Origin of the sequence: Pseudomonas graminis (genome assembly GCF_004364335.1) — a bacterium.
Lineage (GTDB): Bacteria > Pseudomonadota > Gammaproteobacteria > Pseudomonadales > Pseudomonadaceae > Aquipseudomonas > Aquipseudomonas graminis_D.
This window is the reverse complement of record NZ_SOCR01000004.1, coordinates 344,240-359,216: the sequence shown is the minus strand read 5'-3', so window position 1 is coordinate 359,216 and position 14,977 is coordinate 344,240. Positions and strand designations below refer to the sequence as shown.

22 protein-coding genes are annotated in these 14,977 nt (G+C 59.3%); 1 reads left to right on the top strand and 21 read right to left on the bottom strand.

Going from position 1 to position 14,977, the window contains the following annotated elements; genetic code table 11:
- The 4 genes from EC919_RS09220 to EC919_RS09205 form a co-directional block, all read right to left on the bottom strand.
- On the bottom strand, positions 1 to 1,269 hold the full coding sequence (locus EC919_RS09220; RefSeq protein ID WP_133773213.1) for a phage portal protein: 1,269 nt from the start codon (positions 1,267 to 1,269) through the stop codon (positions 1 to 3).
- Complete coding sequence (locus tag EC919_RS09215) at positions 1,269 to 3,023, bottom strand: terminase large subunit (protein ID WP_133773211.1); 1,755 nt, start codon at positions 3,021 to 3,023, stop codon at positions 1,269 to 1,271. Before EC919_RS09215 ends, EC919_RS09220 begins: the two co-directional genes overlap by 1 nt.
- Before the next feature lie 27 nt (positions 3,024 to 3,050).
- On the bottom strand, positions 3,051 to 3,473 hold the full coding sequence (locus EC919_RS09210) for a terminase (RefSeq protein ID WP_133773210.1): 423 nt from the start codon (positions 3,471 to 3,473) through the stop codon (positions 3,051 to 3,053).
- 234 nt (positions 3,474 to 3,707) lie between these two features.
- On the bottom strand, positions 3,708 to 4,040 hold the full coding sequence (locus EC919_RS09205) for an HNH endonuclease signature motif containing protein (protein ID WP_133773208.1): 333 nt from the start codon (positions 4,038 to 4,040) through the stop codon (positions 3,708 to 3,710).
- A gap of 261 nt (positions 4,041 to 4,301) precedes the next feature.
- On the opposite strand from EC919_RS09205, the gene EC919_RS09200 reads away from it, so the two are divergent.
- Positions 4,302 to 4,730 carry a hypothetical protein gene (locus tag EC919_RS09200; RefSeq protein ID WP_133773206.1) on the top strand — a complete coding sequence of 143 codons (429 nt, stop codon included), beginning with the start codon at positions 4,302 to 4,304 and terminating at the stop codon, positions 4,728 to 4,730.
- Positions 4,731 to 4,737: 7 nt separating this feature from the next.
- Here the strand turns inward: EC919_RS09200 and EC919_RS27405 are convergent, their stop codons facing one another.
- The 17 genes from EC919_RS27405 to EC919_RS09115 form a co-directional block, all read right to left on the bottom strand.
- Complete coding sequence (locus tag EC919_RS27405) at positions 4,738 to 4,926, bottom strand: hypothetical protein (RefSeq protein ID WP_243842230.1); 189 nt, start codon at positions 4,924 to 4,926, stop codon at positions 4,738 to 4,740.
- Complete coding sequence (locus EC919_RS09190; protein ID WP_133773479.1) at positions 4,886 to 5,272, bottom strand: hypothetical protein; 387 nt, start codon at positions 5,270 to 5,272, stop codon at positions 4,886 to 4,888. The genes EC919_RS27405 and EC919_RS09190 overlap by 41 nt, the downstream gene beginning before the upstream one ends.
- A gap of 41 nt (positions 5,273 to 5,313) precedes the next feature.
- Positions 5,314 to 5,631: a phage holin, lambda family gene (locus EC919_RS09185; RefSeq protein ID WP_122537670.1), complete on the bottom strand. Its 318-nt coding sequence runs from the start codon at positions 5,629 to 5,631 to the stop codon at positions 5,314 to 5,316.
- A 356-nt stretch (positions 5,632 to 5,987) separates the two neighbouring features.
- Entirely contained in the window at positions 5,988 to 6,458 is a 471-nt protein-coding gene (gvpU, locus tag EC919_RS09180) for a gas vesicle accessory protein GvpU (RefSeq protein ID WP_133773205.1), read from the bottom strand.
- Between the two features lie 482 nt (positions 6,459 to 6,940).
- Positions 6,941 to 7,141, bottom strand: a complete 201-nt coding sequence (locus EC919_RS09175) for a hypothetical protein (RefSeq protein ID WP_133773203.1) — start codon at positions 7,139 to 7,141, stop codon at positions 6,941 to 6,943.
- A gap of 160 nt (positions 7,142 to 7,301) precedes the next feature.
- Positions 7,302 to 7,847, bottom strand: a complete 546-nt coding sequence (locus EC919_RS09170; protein ID WP_133773201.1) for a hypothetical protein — start codon at positions 7,845 to 7,847, stop codon at positions 7,302 to 7,304.
- Entirely contained in the window at positions 7,847 to 8,143 is a 297-nt protein-coding gene (locus EC919_RS09165) for a hypothetical protein (RefSeq protein ID WP_037015266.1), read from the bottom strand. Before EC919_RS09165 ends, EC919_RS09170 begins: the two co-directional genes overlap by 1 nt.
- Complete coding sequence (locus EC919_RS09160) at positions 8,136 to 9,485, bottom strand: tyrosine-type recombinase/integrase (RefSeq protein WP_133773199.1); 1,350 nt, start codon at positions 9,483 to 9,485, stop codon at positions 8,136 to 8,138. Before EC919_RS09160 ends, EC919_RS09165 begins: the two co-directional genes overlap by 8 nt.
- Positions 9,478 to 10,857 carry a replicative DNA helicase gene (locus EC919_RS09155; RefSeq protein WP_133773197.1) on the bottom strand — a complete coding sequence of 460 codons (1,380 nt, stop codon included), beginning with the start codon at positions 10,855 to 10,857 and terminating at the stop codon, positions 9,478 to 9,480. The genes EC919_RS09160 and EC919_RS09155 overlap by 8 nt, the downstream gene beginning before the upstream one ends.
- Complete coding sequence (locus EC919_RS09150) at positions 10,854 to 11,636, bottom strand: ATP-binding protein (protein ID WP_133773195.1); 783 nt, start codon at positions 11,634 to 11,636, stop codon at positions 10,854 to 10,856. The genes EC919_RS09155 and EC919_RS09150 overlap by 4 nt, the downstream gene beginning before the upstream one ends.
- Positions 11,633 to 12,385, bottom strand: a complete 753-nt coding sequence (locus tag EC919_RS09145; protein WP_133773193.1) for a helix-turn-helix domain-containing protein — start codon at positions 12,383 to 12,385, stop codon at positions 11,633 to 11,635. Before EC919_RS09145 ends, EC919_RS09150 begins: the two co-directional genes overlap by 4 nt.
- The gene (locus EC919_RS09140; protein WP_133773191.1) at positions 12,382 to 12,783 is read right to left on the bottom strand and encodes a hypothetical protein; all 402 of its coding nucleotides are present in this window, start codon (positions 12,781 to 12,783) and stop codon (positions 12,382 to 12,384) included. Before EC919_RS09140 ends, EC919_RS09145 begins: the two co-directional genes overlap by 4 nt.
- A complete protein-coding gene (locus EC919_RS09135; RefSeq protein WP_133773189.1) occupies positions 12,780 to 13,553 on the bottom strand; it encodes a phage antirepressor protein in 774 nt (257 codons plus the stop codon). The genes EC919_RS09140 and EC919_RS09135 overlap by 4 nt, the downstream gene beginning before the upstream one ends.
- Entirely contained in the window at positions 13,550 to 13,996 is a 447-nt protein-coding gene (locus tag EC919_RS09130) for a hypothetical protein (RefSeq protein ID WP_133773187.1), read from the bottom strand. Before EC919_RS09130 ends, EC919_RS09135 begins: the two co-directional genes overlap by 4 nt.
- A complete protein-coding gene (locus EC919_RS09125) occupies positions 13,993 to 14,289 on the bottom strand; it encodes a hypothetical protein (RefSeq protein WP_243842229.1) in 297 nt (98 codons plus the stop codon). The genes EC919_RS09130 and EC919_RS09125 overlap by 4 nt, the downstream gene beginning before the upstream one ends.
- A complete protein-coding gene (locus EC919_RS09120; protein ID WP_133773185.1) occupies positions 14,286 to 14,624 on the bottom strand; it encodes a hypothetical protein in 339 nt (112 codons plus the stop codon). Before EC919_RS09120 ends, EC919_RS09125 begins: the two co-directional genes overlap by 4 nt.
- Positions 14,621 to 14,953, bottom strand: coding sequence for a hypothetical protein (locus tag EC919_RS09115; RefSeq protein ID WP_133773182.1), 333 nt, complete (start codon positions 14,951 to 14,953; stop codon positions 14,621 to 14,623). Before EC919_RS09115 ends, EC919_RS09120 begins: the two co-directional genes overlap by 4 nt.
- Positions 14,954 to 14,977: the final 24 nt, after the last annotated feature.

The following is a 14,977-nucleotide window of genomic DNA, read 5'->3' as shown; positions in this document are numbered from 1 at the left end:
CTAAACCCCGCCAGGGGCGGGGTTTGTTTTGCCAAGTTGCTCAAGGGGCACGTTTTGGGATTGCCGCGTGGCCACATCACCGCCTGGGAGCGGAGGCCGATTGTTCACTCGACGTCCTTCGTTGATGGTCAGCAGGCCGGTATCGACAAGCGTCTTCATGTAGTTCGCCCGGGCCGTCGAGTCACCGCTGAGCAGCCCGTCGCGGTTGTGCTCGGCGTGGACCTTGCCCAGATCAGCAGGCTTCACCAGCCAGCGGAGGATGCTGGTCTCCCAGATTTCGAGGTACGGGTCCATGGTGTACTGCAGAAAGCCTAGGTTCTGCTGCTCGATGCCCGACCCCCAACTGGTGGATTTTTCGACATCACCCACCAGATGCGGCGGAACACCGAAGAACCGCGCCAGCTCGCTGACTTGAAACTTCCGAGCGGCCATTGTCTCCGCATCCTGCGGACTGACCCCGATCGGTTGGGTGGTGAAGCCCGCCTCGATGATCCACAGCCGCTTCTTGACCGGCCCGCCGGAGATTTCCTTGAAGTTCTCCTCCACTTGGTCGCGCTGGACCTTGTTCAGCGTCTTCTCGCCGGTGGAGAGGATTTGCGGTGACTTCGCGCCGTTGGCGTAAAAGTCGCGCTGCTGATCTTCCATCGCGACCGCGACGCCTGCAGTTTTGGCTCCGAAAGCAATCGGCGATAGCCCGACCAGACCATTGAAGCCAAAACCCTTCAGGTGAAAGATCTCACTCTGCTTGAATTCCGCGTATTCCGAGTCACGCCGGTATTTGTAAATCACCCGTTTGCCTTCCATGCGAACGTCCATGTTCACTGACATCATCGGGATCAGGCTGATCACATCACCCGCCACGTTGCGCTCGATCAGCGCATAAGCGTTTCCGTAGAAGCAGAGCTGCATGGTCATTGCGACTCGGAAGTCGAAGGCCGTCATGTACTGGTTGGGCATGTACCGCAGGAGCCGCGCGAGCGGGTGGGTCAGCGGGGCCTTGGTTCGGTCATCCCCTTTTGTCTCAAAAACGTCCAGCGGCATACAGGCGGTGACGCTTGAGATCAACCGCACGCAGGCGAAGACCGTTGAAATCTGCAGCGAGCGCTCGTCGTTGACGACCGAGTCGCCCACAACGCCAGACGCCGATATCGGCCCGGTTTGCGAGCCCTTTTCAGGAGTGGTCAGGCGTCCGCCGACAAAGTAGCTTGCCATCCGCGCCCAGAAGGGACTGCGCGTGCGCAGATCGATGCTGTAGTCGGTTTCGGCCATTACATACTCATTGGTCTAGAGAGGAAATCATCGACATTGACGTCGTCCGGACTGGCGCCCGAGACGCCAATTGCCATAAGCAAGGCGGTCATGTCGTCGATCTTGTCGGCTGACCGCTTCTTGTCGGGCGCCATGTTCATGTTGTCGTCGCGCCTGGCGATGAGGTTCGAGGCGCACCAGTTCAAAAGAGGGTCCGAACCGTGGGCAAACTGCCCGGAAATGTAAGCCCGTTCGAGTACCTGCATCGCCGGGTGGTATGACTTCGGCCCCTGGATGAACTCGACCATCGGGACGTCGCCGGCAACGAGCCGGTTCACCAGGTCCGAGGCGTTCCACTTGTCGTAACCGATGGCCTGGATGTTGAACCGCTCATTTGCAGCCTTCACGTCCGCTTCGATCACGGCGTAATCCGTGACGTCGCCCTCGGTCTGCTTGAGCAGTCCGGATTCCACCCACGACGCGTAAGGAACCGTGCCGCGCTCCGTGCGGAACGCCACTGCGCTCTCCGGTGCCCAGCGCCAGGCATACGTGTAGATGACGCCGTCCACGTTCCAGATCAGGCGAAAGCTTGTGAGGTCAGTTGTCGATGCCAGGTCGAGCCCACCCCAGCAGGGGAAGTCCGCCAGCCATTCAAGGTCAACCTCGCCGCCGCATTGCTGCCACTTGTTGAGGTCAATCCAGCCGTCAGCGGTAGATGCCGGCCGGTTCAGCCGCTTGATTCGAAACTCCGCCATCTTCGACGGCATCTGCTTCGCTTCCACGGCCTCCTTGCGGATCGCCGCCAGCAGGTGCGGGTTCACATCCATCAGTGGGTTGGCTTTGATCCAGCAGCGTTCGTCGAACTCCTCATCAGCCTTGATGCCGAGAGTTTTGTCTTCGTCGTCGAGCGCGTAAAACACGACCAGATAGTGATCAGCCGTGTGGCCGAACAGCCCGGCCAGCAATTTCTTGGCGAACATCCTGATTTCGGCCCACGGCCCGGGGTTCGTGTAACCCTCGGTGGTCGTGAACAGCCACAACGGGTTGCCCCGGGCGCCGGCTGCTGACTGCAATACGTTGAGCAGGTCAGCGGTTTTGTGTGCGTGGATCTCATCGAGCCCGACGTGCGACGGGTTCAGGCCGTCCTGAGTCGAGGCCTTCGCGTGAATCGGCTTGAAACTAGCACCGGTCTCGGCCCGGCTGATCGATTTTGCCCAGACCTCAAGACCGAAATACTCGCGCAGGTCAGCGTTCTTTTCGGTCATCCGCTTGGCAGCGTTGAAAATGATTGCGGCCTGGCCGAACGTGGTCGCCGCGCTGACGATCTGCGCGCCTTCTTCCGGCTCGCAGCACTCGCAATACAGCAGGATGGCCGACGACAGCGTGCTCTTCGCGTTCTTTCGCGCGACTGCGAACAGTGCCGAGGTAAAGCGGCGCGGGTGGAACATCCCGTTGCCGCCCCACCCTTCGGTGAAGACCGCCTCGCGCTTGCGAAAGCCGAAGAGCTGAACGACGAAGAAAACGTGAGACGCGTGCATCACGATTGTGGGTTTCTCCCACTTGCCCTCGACGTGGTGCAGCTTTTCGATGAAGTCGCAAGGGTCGTTGGCGTGCCACGGATCAAACATGAACGGGCAATCTTTCTTTTTCGCCCGTTTGAGGTCATCGAGAAAGCGCTGAGCAGCCTGGCGTATCAGCTTTCCGTGCTTCTTGCGCTTCTTGTCCGCTACTGCGGCCTTGGCGTAGTCAGTCGCGATCTTTACGAAGTCACGCATGACCCACTCCACAGCCTGTTTATTCGATTATTTCCCCACTTGTTTGCGGCCATTCCCGGCAAACGCGTTGCCCTTTTTCTCGGTGCCGCCCGATGAAACCTTCCGGCGACTCGCGGGCGTCATGCCAAATTCTGAGAACAGCGCTTTGAGCGCTGTCGTTTCAGCGGCGGTCGATTCCATGTCCGCCTTGGCTTTCTTCCGGAAGCACTGCCAGGCATGGCAGAGCTGCTCAAGTGAATACAGGTCGACGACCTGCAGCACTTTCGCGCTCACCAACTGCCGGCCCAGGTTCCGCCACATTTCGGCGCCGTCTGCGTTCAGGTGCTTAGGCGGGTCCGGGAAATCTTCAATCAGGTCGAACTCTGGCGCGTCCTCCTCCCCCCGATCCGGGCGATCGGTACCGGCCAGGACCTTGAGGTGCGGCGCCGTCGGCTTCCGTCCTCTGGTCATTTGTCACCCTCTATTTTCAAATCCTAATTTCGACGGCGCGAAAAAAAGCCTCGGGCGCGGTCTGGGAGCGAAAAAGGCCAAACTTCTACCCCTCCCCCTCCCTGATAGAGAAAACCTATCAAAATCGGTCAAATTTCGATCAGATCGCGAGAAACGTGACCAAAAGGGTCGATTTCGTATCCATTTCCGTCCTTTTCGAGCGAATCATTCTCATTGCCGACCAGCCTAGGGGGTTCATCGGTTCCGCCGGTTGCCCCAGCCACCATCCTCGGTCGCGGTCTTCACCGAGTGGCATGGATGGCATAGGCCTTGCCAGTTGGTACGATCCCAGAACAGTTCCATGTCACCACGGTGCGGCACGATGTGGTCGACGTCCGTGGCCGCTGTCACCCTGCCGCGCTGCTCGCAGTGGACACATAGGGGATGCTTGGCAAGGAAGCCCTTGCGCGACTGCTGCCATCGATAGTTGTAACCGCGCTGGCTGCTGGTGCCTCGCTCCTGGTCAGCCGTCTTATGCTGGGGAGTTGCGGGGGATTGTGGCTGGTGTCTCTTCGGGCGGACGGGCATCAAGCTTCTCGTGGCGTTTGAATACGGTGAAGCGTCGGTCATAGGCCGACGGCTGGTCAGCCGCTCATAGAGGGTCTTGACCCTGCGGCCGGGAGTCTCGAGACGTACCATCCGCGATGCCTTTAGTTTTAGATCCAGCGGCCGAGATTATTGATCTGGCGCGTTCTTGCGCGATGGACGCCCACTTGAGGAAGCGCGCTCTCGAAGCGGAACACCTCGAACATGACGTCATTCGATTCACCCTTATATGGAAATTGCTTTATGTCTCAACAGCCATCTCAAACAAGTAACCCAAGCTGGTTCACCGTTGCCGGGTGCTCGTTAGCACTATCACTCGCAACCGGCCTCATCACCGCTGCCGTGAAGGTCGGTAAGCAAGACAGCGATAATGAAACGCTGCGAGGTCAGAACGAAGAACTACGGACTCAACAAGATCAGTTGTCAGCAATAATCAAAGACTGGCGCAAGGCCTACGACGAGCAAGGGGCTCAGTTCCAGACTACAAAGGTGCAGCTACAGGCTTTAGAGAATGACCGATGTACTCCACTGCTGGAACAAGTCAATCAGATGAAGAACTATGTCAATCAGCCTTACGGCTATGGTTACAACGCAGAAAAGGTACCGGACCTACAAAGGGTGCTGGACGGTTACCAGCAAACACTTCGAGCTTGCTATAACGCTCGCATGTGATGCCCCGCTACTTTGATTTGCTGCGCTGGATCTGCGCATCGACCTGGTCGGCGCACGTGTCGAGCAGCTTGATGGCCTGATCCTTCAGTTCCCACACGTCGCCGTTATCACGCAGATCGGTATCGTCTGCATTCACCCGCTCGCATGGGATCAGCTCAGGGGCTTCCAGCCTTATGGCTGTTGTCTTTGTTACCACTTGCGGCTTTGCCGCGCAGGCCGTCAGGCAAAGGCTGAGCAGCCCAATCACGAACAGGTTTGCTGTTGCGCTTGAGATCATCGAAATCCTTCTTGGCCTTTTTGGCCTTGTCTTCGCTGGCCTTGATGCGTTTGCTCAGGTCGGCGGCGTAATTGGCGTTGCGCTCTGCCTCGGCGCGCAGCGTGGTGATGGTGGCCTGGCTGGCGTTATTCGCTTCCACGGCGACCTGCTTAGCATCTCGCTCGACCGTGACGGCGCCCTGCAACGTAACCACGCGGATCTGCTGGATCGCGATCAGCAAGCCCATAACGATGACAATGACGATGGCGGCCGCAATGGCTCGCAATGTGGAGCCGGCTTTGGCGACTGAGACGACAGGCTCGAGGCTCATATTGAATCCGCCTTGCGGCCAAGGAACCTGATGATCAGCTCGCGGATCGCTGTTACACCGATGAACCCGATTGTGCCGCCAGCGGCGACGGACAGACTCGACGGCCAGGCCATCCACTCGATGACGCTACTAGCTGACAAGCTCAAAGCGCCGCAGATCAGCGCTTCCAGCACTACGCGCCACTTGTTGGCCTCTTTGCCTTCATAGAGCACACGCAATAACGAGATCGTTGCGGCCATGATCGCTCCTTGCCAGAGCGGATTCGACAGGACGAGCCAGACCTGCGCCCAGAAGTCAGGTGATTTTTCAGGCATGTTCGTCGTAGTCCGACATCCGCCCTTTCGGGATCGGTGAATGGGTCAGCCCCACAGCACACCCAGCTAGGAGCGATGGGTGTGGCAGGGCTGAAAACGAAAAAGCCCCAGCAGGTGCTGAGGCTCAAAATAGTTGCGTGTCTTCCCACGCTGCCCACCAAAGCCGCCCCGGAACAATCGAGGTAATGAGGCTCACTGGCTGCCGGTGTTATTTCCGTACGCCGCACTGCCGGCTATCGACGTCCAGGCCACTCCCGAAGGAACCACCCTGGCTATGGCGTCCCGCAAAAACAAAAAAGGCCAGCACTGAGCTGACCTTGATGTGTTGAAATCAAAACTTTCTTAGCGATGGTGCTTTACTTGCTAGTGTTCAGCTCGCCGAGTACAAATCCTTCCACGGCTGAAATCTTTCCGCGCCAAAGTGTCCCTTTGTCCGGGAATACCTGACTTCCTCCAGTATGGACACGCGCATTATCCACATGAATGTACTGAACAGGTGTCGGAACTGCGCTCGGGTCTAAGGGAACGTGGAAGCTCAGTATCCTCTCGTGAATCGCCGCACGGTTTTCCTCACTTGTCTTAGCAAAAGGGGAGGAAAAGTCAGCGGCCAGTCGTTCGAAGTAGTCCTGATGAGGGATGAGGGTTCCGGTGATGATGCTGCCGCCTACTGTGAGGGTGATCCCGACACGGAGGTTTGTGTCATTTATGAACGCACATAGCCACTGAAGAAGCCAGTCGACCTGTCTACCATCCCATTCGTTCTTCACCAATCCAACGCTTTTGAAATACTCCTCCTCTGATAGAGGCTGTTCGTTCGTGTCACTCATGGCTGGCTCCGTCCCGCGTGATGAGACTCACATATAACCTGAATCTCGATAATAGAAAAGCCCAGCATGGGCTGGGCTTCAGGTTGGAACGGCCATTGATGGTACAGATCGAAACTATATGATGCCGGCCTGGGTTGCAGCTTTTTTAGTTGACCTAGGACCACTGCGATCGGTGTTCTTGAGTGTCTCCATCAATATCATATTTGTCCGAAGCACAGATGGTGATATCAAGATATCGAGGTGCTCTTCGTCCGAGGAGCCCCTACGCAACCTGAGCTCATGCATCTCAGCGAAGAGCGCGCGGATATCCTCGTTAACCAGGGAATTAGCTTCGTGGAAGCCTCTTTTCGTCTGGCTCTTTACTTCCGACTCATCACGAGGCGCTGCTTCCGGCGCGCGTGGCATCGAGGCGCGACCGCGGTACACCGCGACGGCTATTAGAAGCAAGATACCAACCGCCCAAGCCGACATAATCAAGATTGTCATAATTCTCTCTCCATCATGGCTACCACGTAGGAGGCAACAATTACGAAAAAGCTTCCTGCGACCATGGTAGCACCGGTGACGATCGTATCGGCACTTAACGCTCCACCTATCACTAAGGTCGCCAAGCCTGTAACCATGAAGCCTGTGCCTATACACAACAACAGATTGGTGATCCATCGGATAGTTTTGTTATTCATGCATTTCCCTGCGTCACAAAACGATCCCCTACACCACCATTATTGATCAAACACCGGATGATAAAAAGCCCGACATGATGGCCGGGCTTCAGGTATTTGGCCGTCATCCTGTAACGCACCAAACCGCAGGTTCGAAATCTACGCGGTCACTCGGTCACAGTCAAGCGGCCAATTGATGCAACAGACCGCGCTCCTCCAGCAGCGCCTCGACAGCCAAGTGAGCGGCACTCACCTGGTCGTCGAGCCAGCGCTTGCTGATTGATCGCCACCGCCGCAGCGTTCGCTCCGGCGTGCCGTCAGCGTCCCAGCTGTGCAACACGTAGAACGATGCTGGAAGGCCGTTGCGCCGCTCCGGGACGATCCAGGCCATCACGCACTTGGTCTTGAACAGGTAGTGCGCAGGGCTGACAACCCGGGGAGTGAGGTATGCCGCCGCGTCTTTCACTTCATTCTGGTTGATGGAGTACTTGCCCACCAATGCCTGCCACTGAACCTCGGGCAGCGAGCGTTTTAGTGTGGCGCGCGTCATTGAGTCTTGGGTCAGGCGCTCCTCCGGCGACAGATCGTCGGTAATCGACTGGCCCGGCAACTCATCATCAAAACTCGCCTTGTACATGCGCTGCCAAGACGCTTTCTTGGTGCCGTCATGGATCTCGATCGACATCACACGGCTGATGCAATGCGCTGCATCGCGGTAAACAGTCATCAGGCAGCCCTCCGGATGCGGCGTGGTGGTGGTTGATCCAGTCCCAACAGGTTTCGCAGCAACTTGTCAGCGGGCGGGCTCTTGCTATTGCCCTCCAGCACCCAGCGCTTGCAGTACTCGCCAAACTCGATATCGGTGCGCAGCGAGTGCCAACTCGCGACCATGTCGAGCAGATCGGCCAGTGCAGCGGGCCCTCCTACCTTCTCCTGAGCTAGGTAAGTGCCGGCTACCTTGAGAAACTTGCGCTCATGCTCCTGGAGGCTTTTGCGCGGCAGTGCCGCTGAAACTCTACTCATTGCCGTCTCCTGGCTGGGCTAGGGCGGCGCCTTTTTCAATATGGCTCCTCCCTTGGGATGGATGCTGGTTTGCTCTGAAAGCCCCTGATTCAAAGGGCTGCACTCGTGTACACACCGCTGGCTGTCCTGCATATGTCCCACCGTGAAGCAGCGCGAATCCATGGCTGTCGAGGTGCTGATGCCATGCCTCCAGCGCCTTGCGTTTCATGCCCTCGGCGGTGGTGTGGATGTAGGTTGCGTCTAGGTCTTTCATGGCGTGGTTGAGCAGCATTTCGCCGACCATGTAATCGACGCCCAGATCAGCCCAGGCCGTGCGCGCGACCTTGCGCAGGTCGTGACTCGACCATTCGCCTTTGCTCACGCTGGTGAACACCGTGCAGGCCTTGCTTGCGCTCAGTGCCGACCCATTGCTGCCGGGAAACAGGAACGGTCCGCTGTAGCCCATTGCAAGCTGTCGGGCGCGGTATCGCTGTAGGAGCGCGCAGGCCTGTTCGGTCAGCGGCAGGGTGTGCTCGGCCTTGGTCTTCGTGTCGCCGGTGGGGATGAACCACTGGCGGGTCACGACGTTGAGGTTCTTCCAGCGCGCCAGCCGGGTTTCCCCGAGGCGCGTGCCGTGACAGAGCATCATGAGCGGCAACATGGACTGCACCGGCACAGCGTCGAATTGCTCAGCGAACGTCTGTAGGAGCGGAGGCAGATCATCACCACGCAGGCGCGCTGCCTTGGGCCTGATCCGCGTCCGGACGAAGTCGGTGAACTTCAGGTCTGCCATCGGACTGATGTCGATCAACTTCAGCCGGGCGGCTTGCCGAAACGCCGCAGCCAGCACGCCGTAGACCGAGCGCACGAACGACAGCGCGTATTTCTCCTGCATGGGCCACATCAGCAAGCGGTCGACCGAGGACCGATTGAGGCTGGCCAGCTCTAGTTCGTGAAGGCGCGGCACCAGGTGACAGCGCAGCGCCGACTGTGCACTGGCCTTGCGCTTGGCCGACAATCCACGGTCGCGAGTCATCCGGTCGGTGTACCAGGTCAGCACATCACCGACGGTGCGCCAACTGGTGGTGGTGGATGCCGCCGCCGAGTCCACGGCACGGCGCGCGAGGATCTCGGGCAACGTGGCCTGCATCAGCTTGGCGTTAATGCCGGGATAACTGCCGGCCTTGCCCCACTTACCGCTGACCACGACGTGCCAGGAGCCCTTGCTGCGATCGGCGGTCGAGTAGCGGAAGCGGAGCTGTGGATAACGAGGATCGCGCAGCTGACGGAAGCCGGTGGCCGCCTGCTTGCGGATTTCGGCGTCGGAAATACCGACCCAGACGGTTTTGGCTGGCTTACTCATCGTCCGCGCCTCCGCGATGGTTGCGGCCGGTGAACTTCAATACCCGGCCCATCGCCACTTCTTCGTCGCTTGGCGGCTTCCCACCGAACGGCACGAACCGCACGAACTGCCCCTGCGCCTGCACCAGGCACGTTCCGGGCTTGCCGTGTCGGCACTTGCCGACGATCAATTCCGTGACGCCATTCGCCCCCTCGTCGGTGTCAGTGTCTCGATGAACCAGAATGACGACGTCGGCGTCCTGCTCGATCTGCCCGCTGTCGCGGATATCGCTCGGGCGCGGTCGCTTGTCCGGGCGGTTGGTGGGGCCGCGGTTGAGCTGCGCCAGAACGATCACCGGCACCTTCAATTCCTTGGCCAGGTTCTTCAGCGCCGTGGAGATCTTGCCGACCTCCAGCGTGCGGTTCTGCCCGCCTTCGCCCGCAATCAGGGTGATGTAGTCGACGACGATCACGTCCAGCCCTTCGTGGCGCTGGCACTGACGCGCGATCGAGCGAATGCGCGCGACGGTCATGCCGGGCTGATCGCAGACGTACAACTGGGCTTTGCTCAGAATGCTCACCGCGCTGGTGATCCGTGGCCAGTCCTCATCCTTGATCGAGTGCCCCTCATCAAGCCGGGTCAGGTCAACCCCACCCAGCGAGGCGATATTGCGTGTCACCAGCTCCTCCTTGGTCATTTCCAGGCTGTACACCAGGCCGGATCCGCCGAGCTGGGTAGTCGCGTATTGGGCGATCTGGACGCCGAGGATCGTCTTGCCGGATGCTGGCAGGCCCGCCACGACAATCATGTTGCCAGGGCGCAGGCCCCGGATCAGCTTGTCCAGATCCGGTATGCCGGTCGAAAGACCCTTCGGCGCCGTGCCGGAGAACTTCGCGTCGATGGTGTCGATCACCTGCGGCAGGATGCCGCCGACCTTGTGATAATCCGGCTCGCCGTCGTCCAGGTCACGCAGATCGGCCATGGCCTGCTGGCCGCGCGCGATGATCTCGGCCACCGGGAGGTCATCGTTGGCCGATTGGCTGATCGCGTGGGCAGTCTCGACCACCTTGCGCAGCACGGCGCGCTCACGAATCACCCGAGCGTAAGTTTTCCAGCTCGAGGTGCCCTGCGCGTTCGACTGGATCGTCGCGGCATAGGCCAACATGCTGCTGCCGTCGGGCAGGTACTGGTGATGCTCGCCGACCATGATCACATCGACCGGGTCGCCCGCTTCGTGGCAATCCAGAATGGCCCGGTACAGCGCCGCGTTCTCGATCTCATGGAAGTCCGCGATCTCGACCTTTGAGCGGACCTCGTCAATGAGCGTCGGGTCGACGAATATCGCGCCAAGCAGCCCGTGCTCGGCGTCTACGTTGAACAGTTCGCGACTCATGCGGCACCCCGCGCGGACGGCCAGCGGAACAGCACTACCAGCCCGCCCTTGTCGCGGAGACGATCGACAGCGCGATCGCCCAGGCAGTGGCGCAGGTCGGCCATGCCGAGATTGCTCACCACGATGGTCGGGCGCAGCTGCTCGTATCGGCCGTTGATGACCTCAAACAGCACGGTGCGCTCGAAGTCGGTGCCGTGCTGAACGCCCACCTCATCGATGACCAGCAGATGCGGCCGGACCAGATCGGCGTAGACCTGGGATTCCGTTTTGCTGGGCGAGCCGAAGGTGTCCTTGACGCTGCGGATTATGCCGCCAGCGGTGGCGTAGCGGCCGATAAGACCCTGCGAGCCGAAGTGGCGGATGATCTGCTGCAGGATGCCGGTCGCAAGATGCGTCTTCCCGGTACCGACCTGGCCCAGCAGCATCATCGAGCGACCTACGAGGAAGTTCTCGCTGAAGGCGTCGATGTAACCGGTCGCCGTGCTCCAGGCTTGAAGCTTGCCCTGATCTTGGCCCGCAGCCCATGTATCCAGCGAGCTGGTCTGAAAGCGCAACGGGATCCCGGCGTCCAGCAGACGCTCATTCATCTGACGGTCACGGTGCAACGTCACGCCAGCCGTGCGGGGTTCGTATTCCTGCGCGTGGCGTTTGTCGAAATGGCAGCGTGGGCAGCCGTACCAAGCCGGCTCAGCGCCGAACTGCTCGACCAGCGAATCTGTGAATTGGCCGTGATCCGGGCAGTCCCGAGTCGCGGTTTCAAGCGTGTATTTGATTTTCATTGGCCGCTCCCCGCGATCCGAAAGTTGCCGTTCTCGTCGCGCTCCAGGCCTTCCTCGTAGTCGATCTGGTCGAAACCGCTGTGACGGGAAGGCGCGGCGACAGCCGCGGGTTGCAGTTCGTCTTCCCAACGCTTGCCGTTGAGCCAGCTGGTCGGGTGTGGGATGAACTGACCATTGCTCTTCAGCCAGTCGATGCTGGTCACTTGGCGCGCCAGCGCCGCGGTGATGACGGTGAACATTTCCGGCGTGACGGCCAGCTTCTCCCATGCGGCCTCTGCCTTGGCCTTTTGGACCTTGCGTGGATACAGCTTCCAGAACACTGCGAACCCTTCCTGTGGGTCGGTTTCGCACACAGGTTTTGGTTCCTTGACTGGTTCAGAAGGGTGACTGGTTCTGGGGGCAGCTCCTGCCCCACCCCCTGGGTTATCTCCTGCCCCAGGTGGGTTATCTCCTGCCCCACCCCCTAGGGCATTAGCTGCCCCACCATCAAGTGATAAGTGAAAGAGGTTGGATTGATTCAGCTCACCCTTGCGGCGGTACTCCCGGCGCAGGTATCCGGCCTTCTCCAGCTCACGAATGTGCAGCTTTACCGTGGAGCGGCCGATCTCGCACTGGTCGGCGATGTGCTGATACGACGGCCAGCACTCGCCTTGATCGTTAGCGTTGTCCGCCAGTTTGATCAGTACCAATTTGCGCAAGGGGTTGCCCACCTTGGTTTTCATGGCCTTAACCATCGACTCCATGCTCATTGCAGGGTCTCCCCAGCAGAGGTGAATCGCCGCACTGGCAAGGGCAACGGCGGAGCGGTGCAGGCCTCAGCCGGCACATCGAGAGAGACGCCGGTCAAGGTCATGAGCTTGCGCACAGCGGTGTCAAGACGACGCTTTACGGTGTAGCGCTTTTGTTTCGCCTTCCGAAGAAGTTCGTACGCCCCGTCGGTGTGACTGATCACCCCGGCATAGCGCGGATCCTCCCACCGGATACCGCGGAAGTTTGGCTCCGGTTCGCCATAGACAGCGAAATAGGCCCGGTACTGGTCGTTGAGCTCGATGCGGCGGCGCTGCACGGCCAGATGGGCAAGCTGATGTTCCATGGACAGCTGGACGACCTGCGCCGTGAGTTCTTTTTGCGTGGGTTTCTTGATCACAGGGACGTCTCCGGCGTGAATTTGATATAGGAAAACCGACCGTCCCAGGTCTTTTTCATGGGCAGTTTCTGACTCATGTAGAGGTCATGCAGCTTCTTGGCGCCGTTGAGGAGCAGCACGAGGTCGTAGCGGACGAACGTGGATTCGCCCTCCCCCCGGATGGTCCGAGGCTTCTCGTTGAGCCAGTTCTTGGCGCGCGTGCTGCTATACACCCGATAATGCGGGCGGCCTTTCGGGTCGGCGTCGTTGAACACCCAGCCCATCTCCATAAGCGCGTGCGATATCAGCGAACAGTTGACGCCGTTCAAGCGCTTGACGAACTGGAACGGCGTCTCGCCGGCCATGAAGAAATTTTCAAGACTTTCAATTTTCGCCGCCTGCTGTTGGTTCACCAGCGCGAGCAGCTCGTTTTTTTCTTCCAGATCGGCTGCAAGGCGCATCGCCTCAGCGCGAGTCTGCGGGATCGGAAATGCCGCCTGGCTGGCAAGCGCATTCAGCTTGACGACGACTCGGCGCCGTACAGCTTTCGACTCACGCATCGAAACCAGCATGCATTGATCGCGGGTGAGGTCGAACACCGCTGACTCGGTGCTGTTCAAATTTTGCACTACCCTTTTTGTGTAGTGCTCGCCGGCGAGCTCGTCCTCTATCTTCTCGGCCAGCTTGTTCCGGCGGATCTGAGGCTCGCCCGATTCCGCTCTTGCTTCGTTGATGAGCGCCAGCAAGTCATCGCTGGTCATGGTGGCGCCGTTGAATTTGACGATGCTCATGCCGTCGCCCCCTCCTCAACCATCCAGCGCTCGGTGACGATCTGTTCTTTGAAGCCCAGGCCCACTACGTACTGTTTGAGCCGCTCAATCTCAGCCAGCGCGAATTCAGAAGTGATCGAGCCACCTTCTGCATCGATGCGCACTGCTGACACGCACAGTTGCCAGCTTGGGTAAAAGCTCAGTCCGGTGAGCGCCATGATCTGGCGGTACAGGGTTAGAGAAATGTGCTCGAGGTCGATCTGCTGGGCACGATTGAGAGGATGGCGACGTGTGCGGGGTCCGTCCTCGGGCGCATCTATTAGGCCGTGGACTTGCCAGTAGGCGCGGACAAGCGACACCAGGTCGCCTCCCGCAGCGGTAGGCTCCGCGACGCCAATATGCGCACGGAGAATGGCGGCGATCTGCTTTACCAAGCTGGAGACCGTTGGTGAGTTTTTAATCATTGGGGTGCTCCGGCGGCGTGCGCGCCACGATTCGGCATGTCCGGGTTCTGTGGCGCGGATTCGCTGAGCTGGTTGAACTCGTCGATTGAGCTGTGCACACCGCTAAAGTCGGTATCACTCAAATAGCCGGCGAGCGCAGCCAGGTGTGCGGCGTACTTGCCTTGGCCATGGGTGTGATCAAGCTGGATCGCGCTTGCCAGCGCGGCCAGCCAGTTGAGCTGATCAGCGGCAGCTTGAAGCTGAAATTCAGCCTCGGCGGCGAGCTGCTGCATCGTTGGGATTGGCTTTTTCACTTCGCGTCCCCCTGGTGAGGGATGTGCCCGAGCTTGTAAGTAGCCGCCGCACCCGTTTCGGACATCGTCATGGTGAGCAAAGCAAGCGAGCTCACCAGCCAACCCGTGCTGAGCACCAATTCATCAGTCAGTTCGTTATGCGATGCGGCGTGTGCTAGCAGCTCGCCTACAGCGGCAAGACCGTGGCCAATAGTGATGGCGAAGTTTTCAGCTGCATTCTCGACTGCCTGCAATTCCTCCACCTGATCTGGCGTCAGCCTTGCCCGGGGATTTGACTCGGATGGATAGCAACGAGGGACGTCGACGAGCAATTGATTCCACATTGGGGATTTCATGGACGGGCCTCCCCTTCTGCTGCCGGGCCCATGCCACGCTGAACCGACCAAACCAGGGCCGATACTGCTTCGGCGATGAAAGCCAGGGTTTTCATGCCATCGCAATAAGCCATTTCCCCCATGTTCAGCGAGTCATGCATGTGATCGCAGATCTGCCCCAAGCCGGACGACAGGGTTTTGGCCGTCTGAAGCGCATCTTCACTGTTAACGCCGGCGTTAACGCTGAAGACCATCAGGCCGCGGTTGTCTATCGGAGTGTTGCTGAAGTCAGAATTAGCCGTGAGAGGCAGTTGCGTTACATCTGGCGTTTTGCTATTTTTCGGGTGCATTGATTCGTCCTCCACAGAACGAAG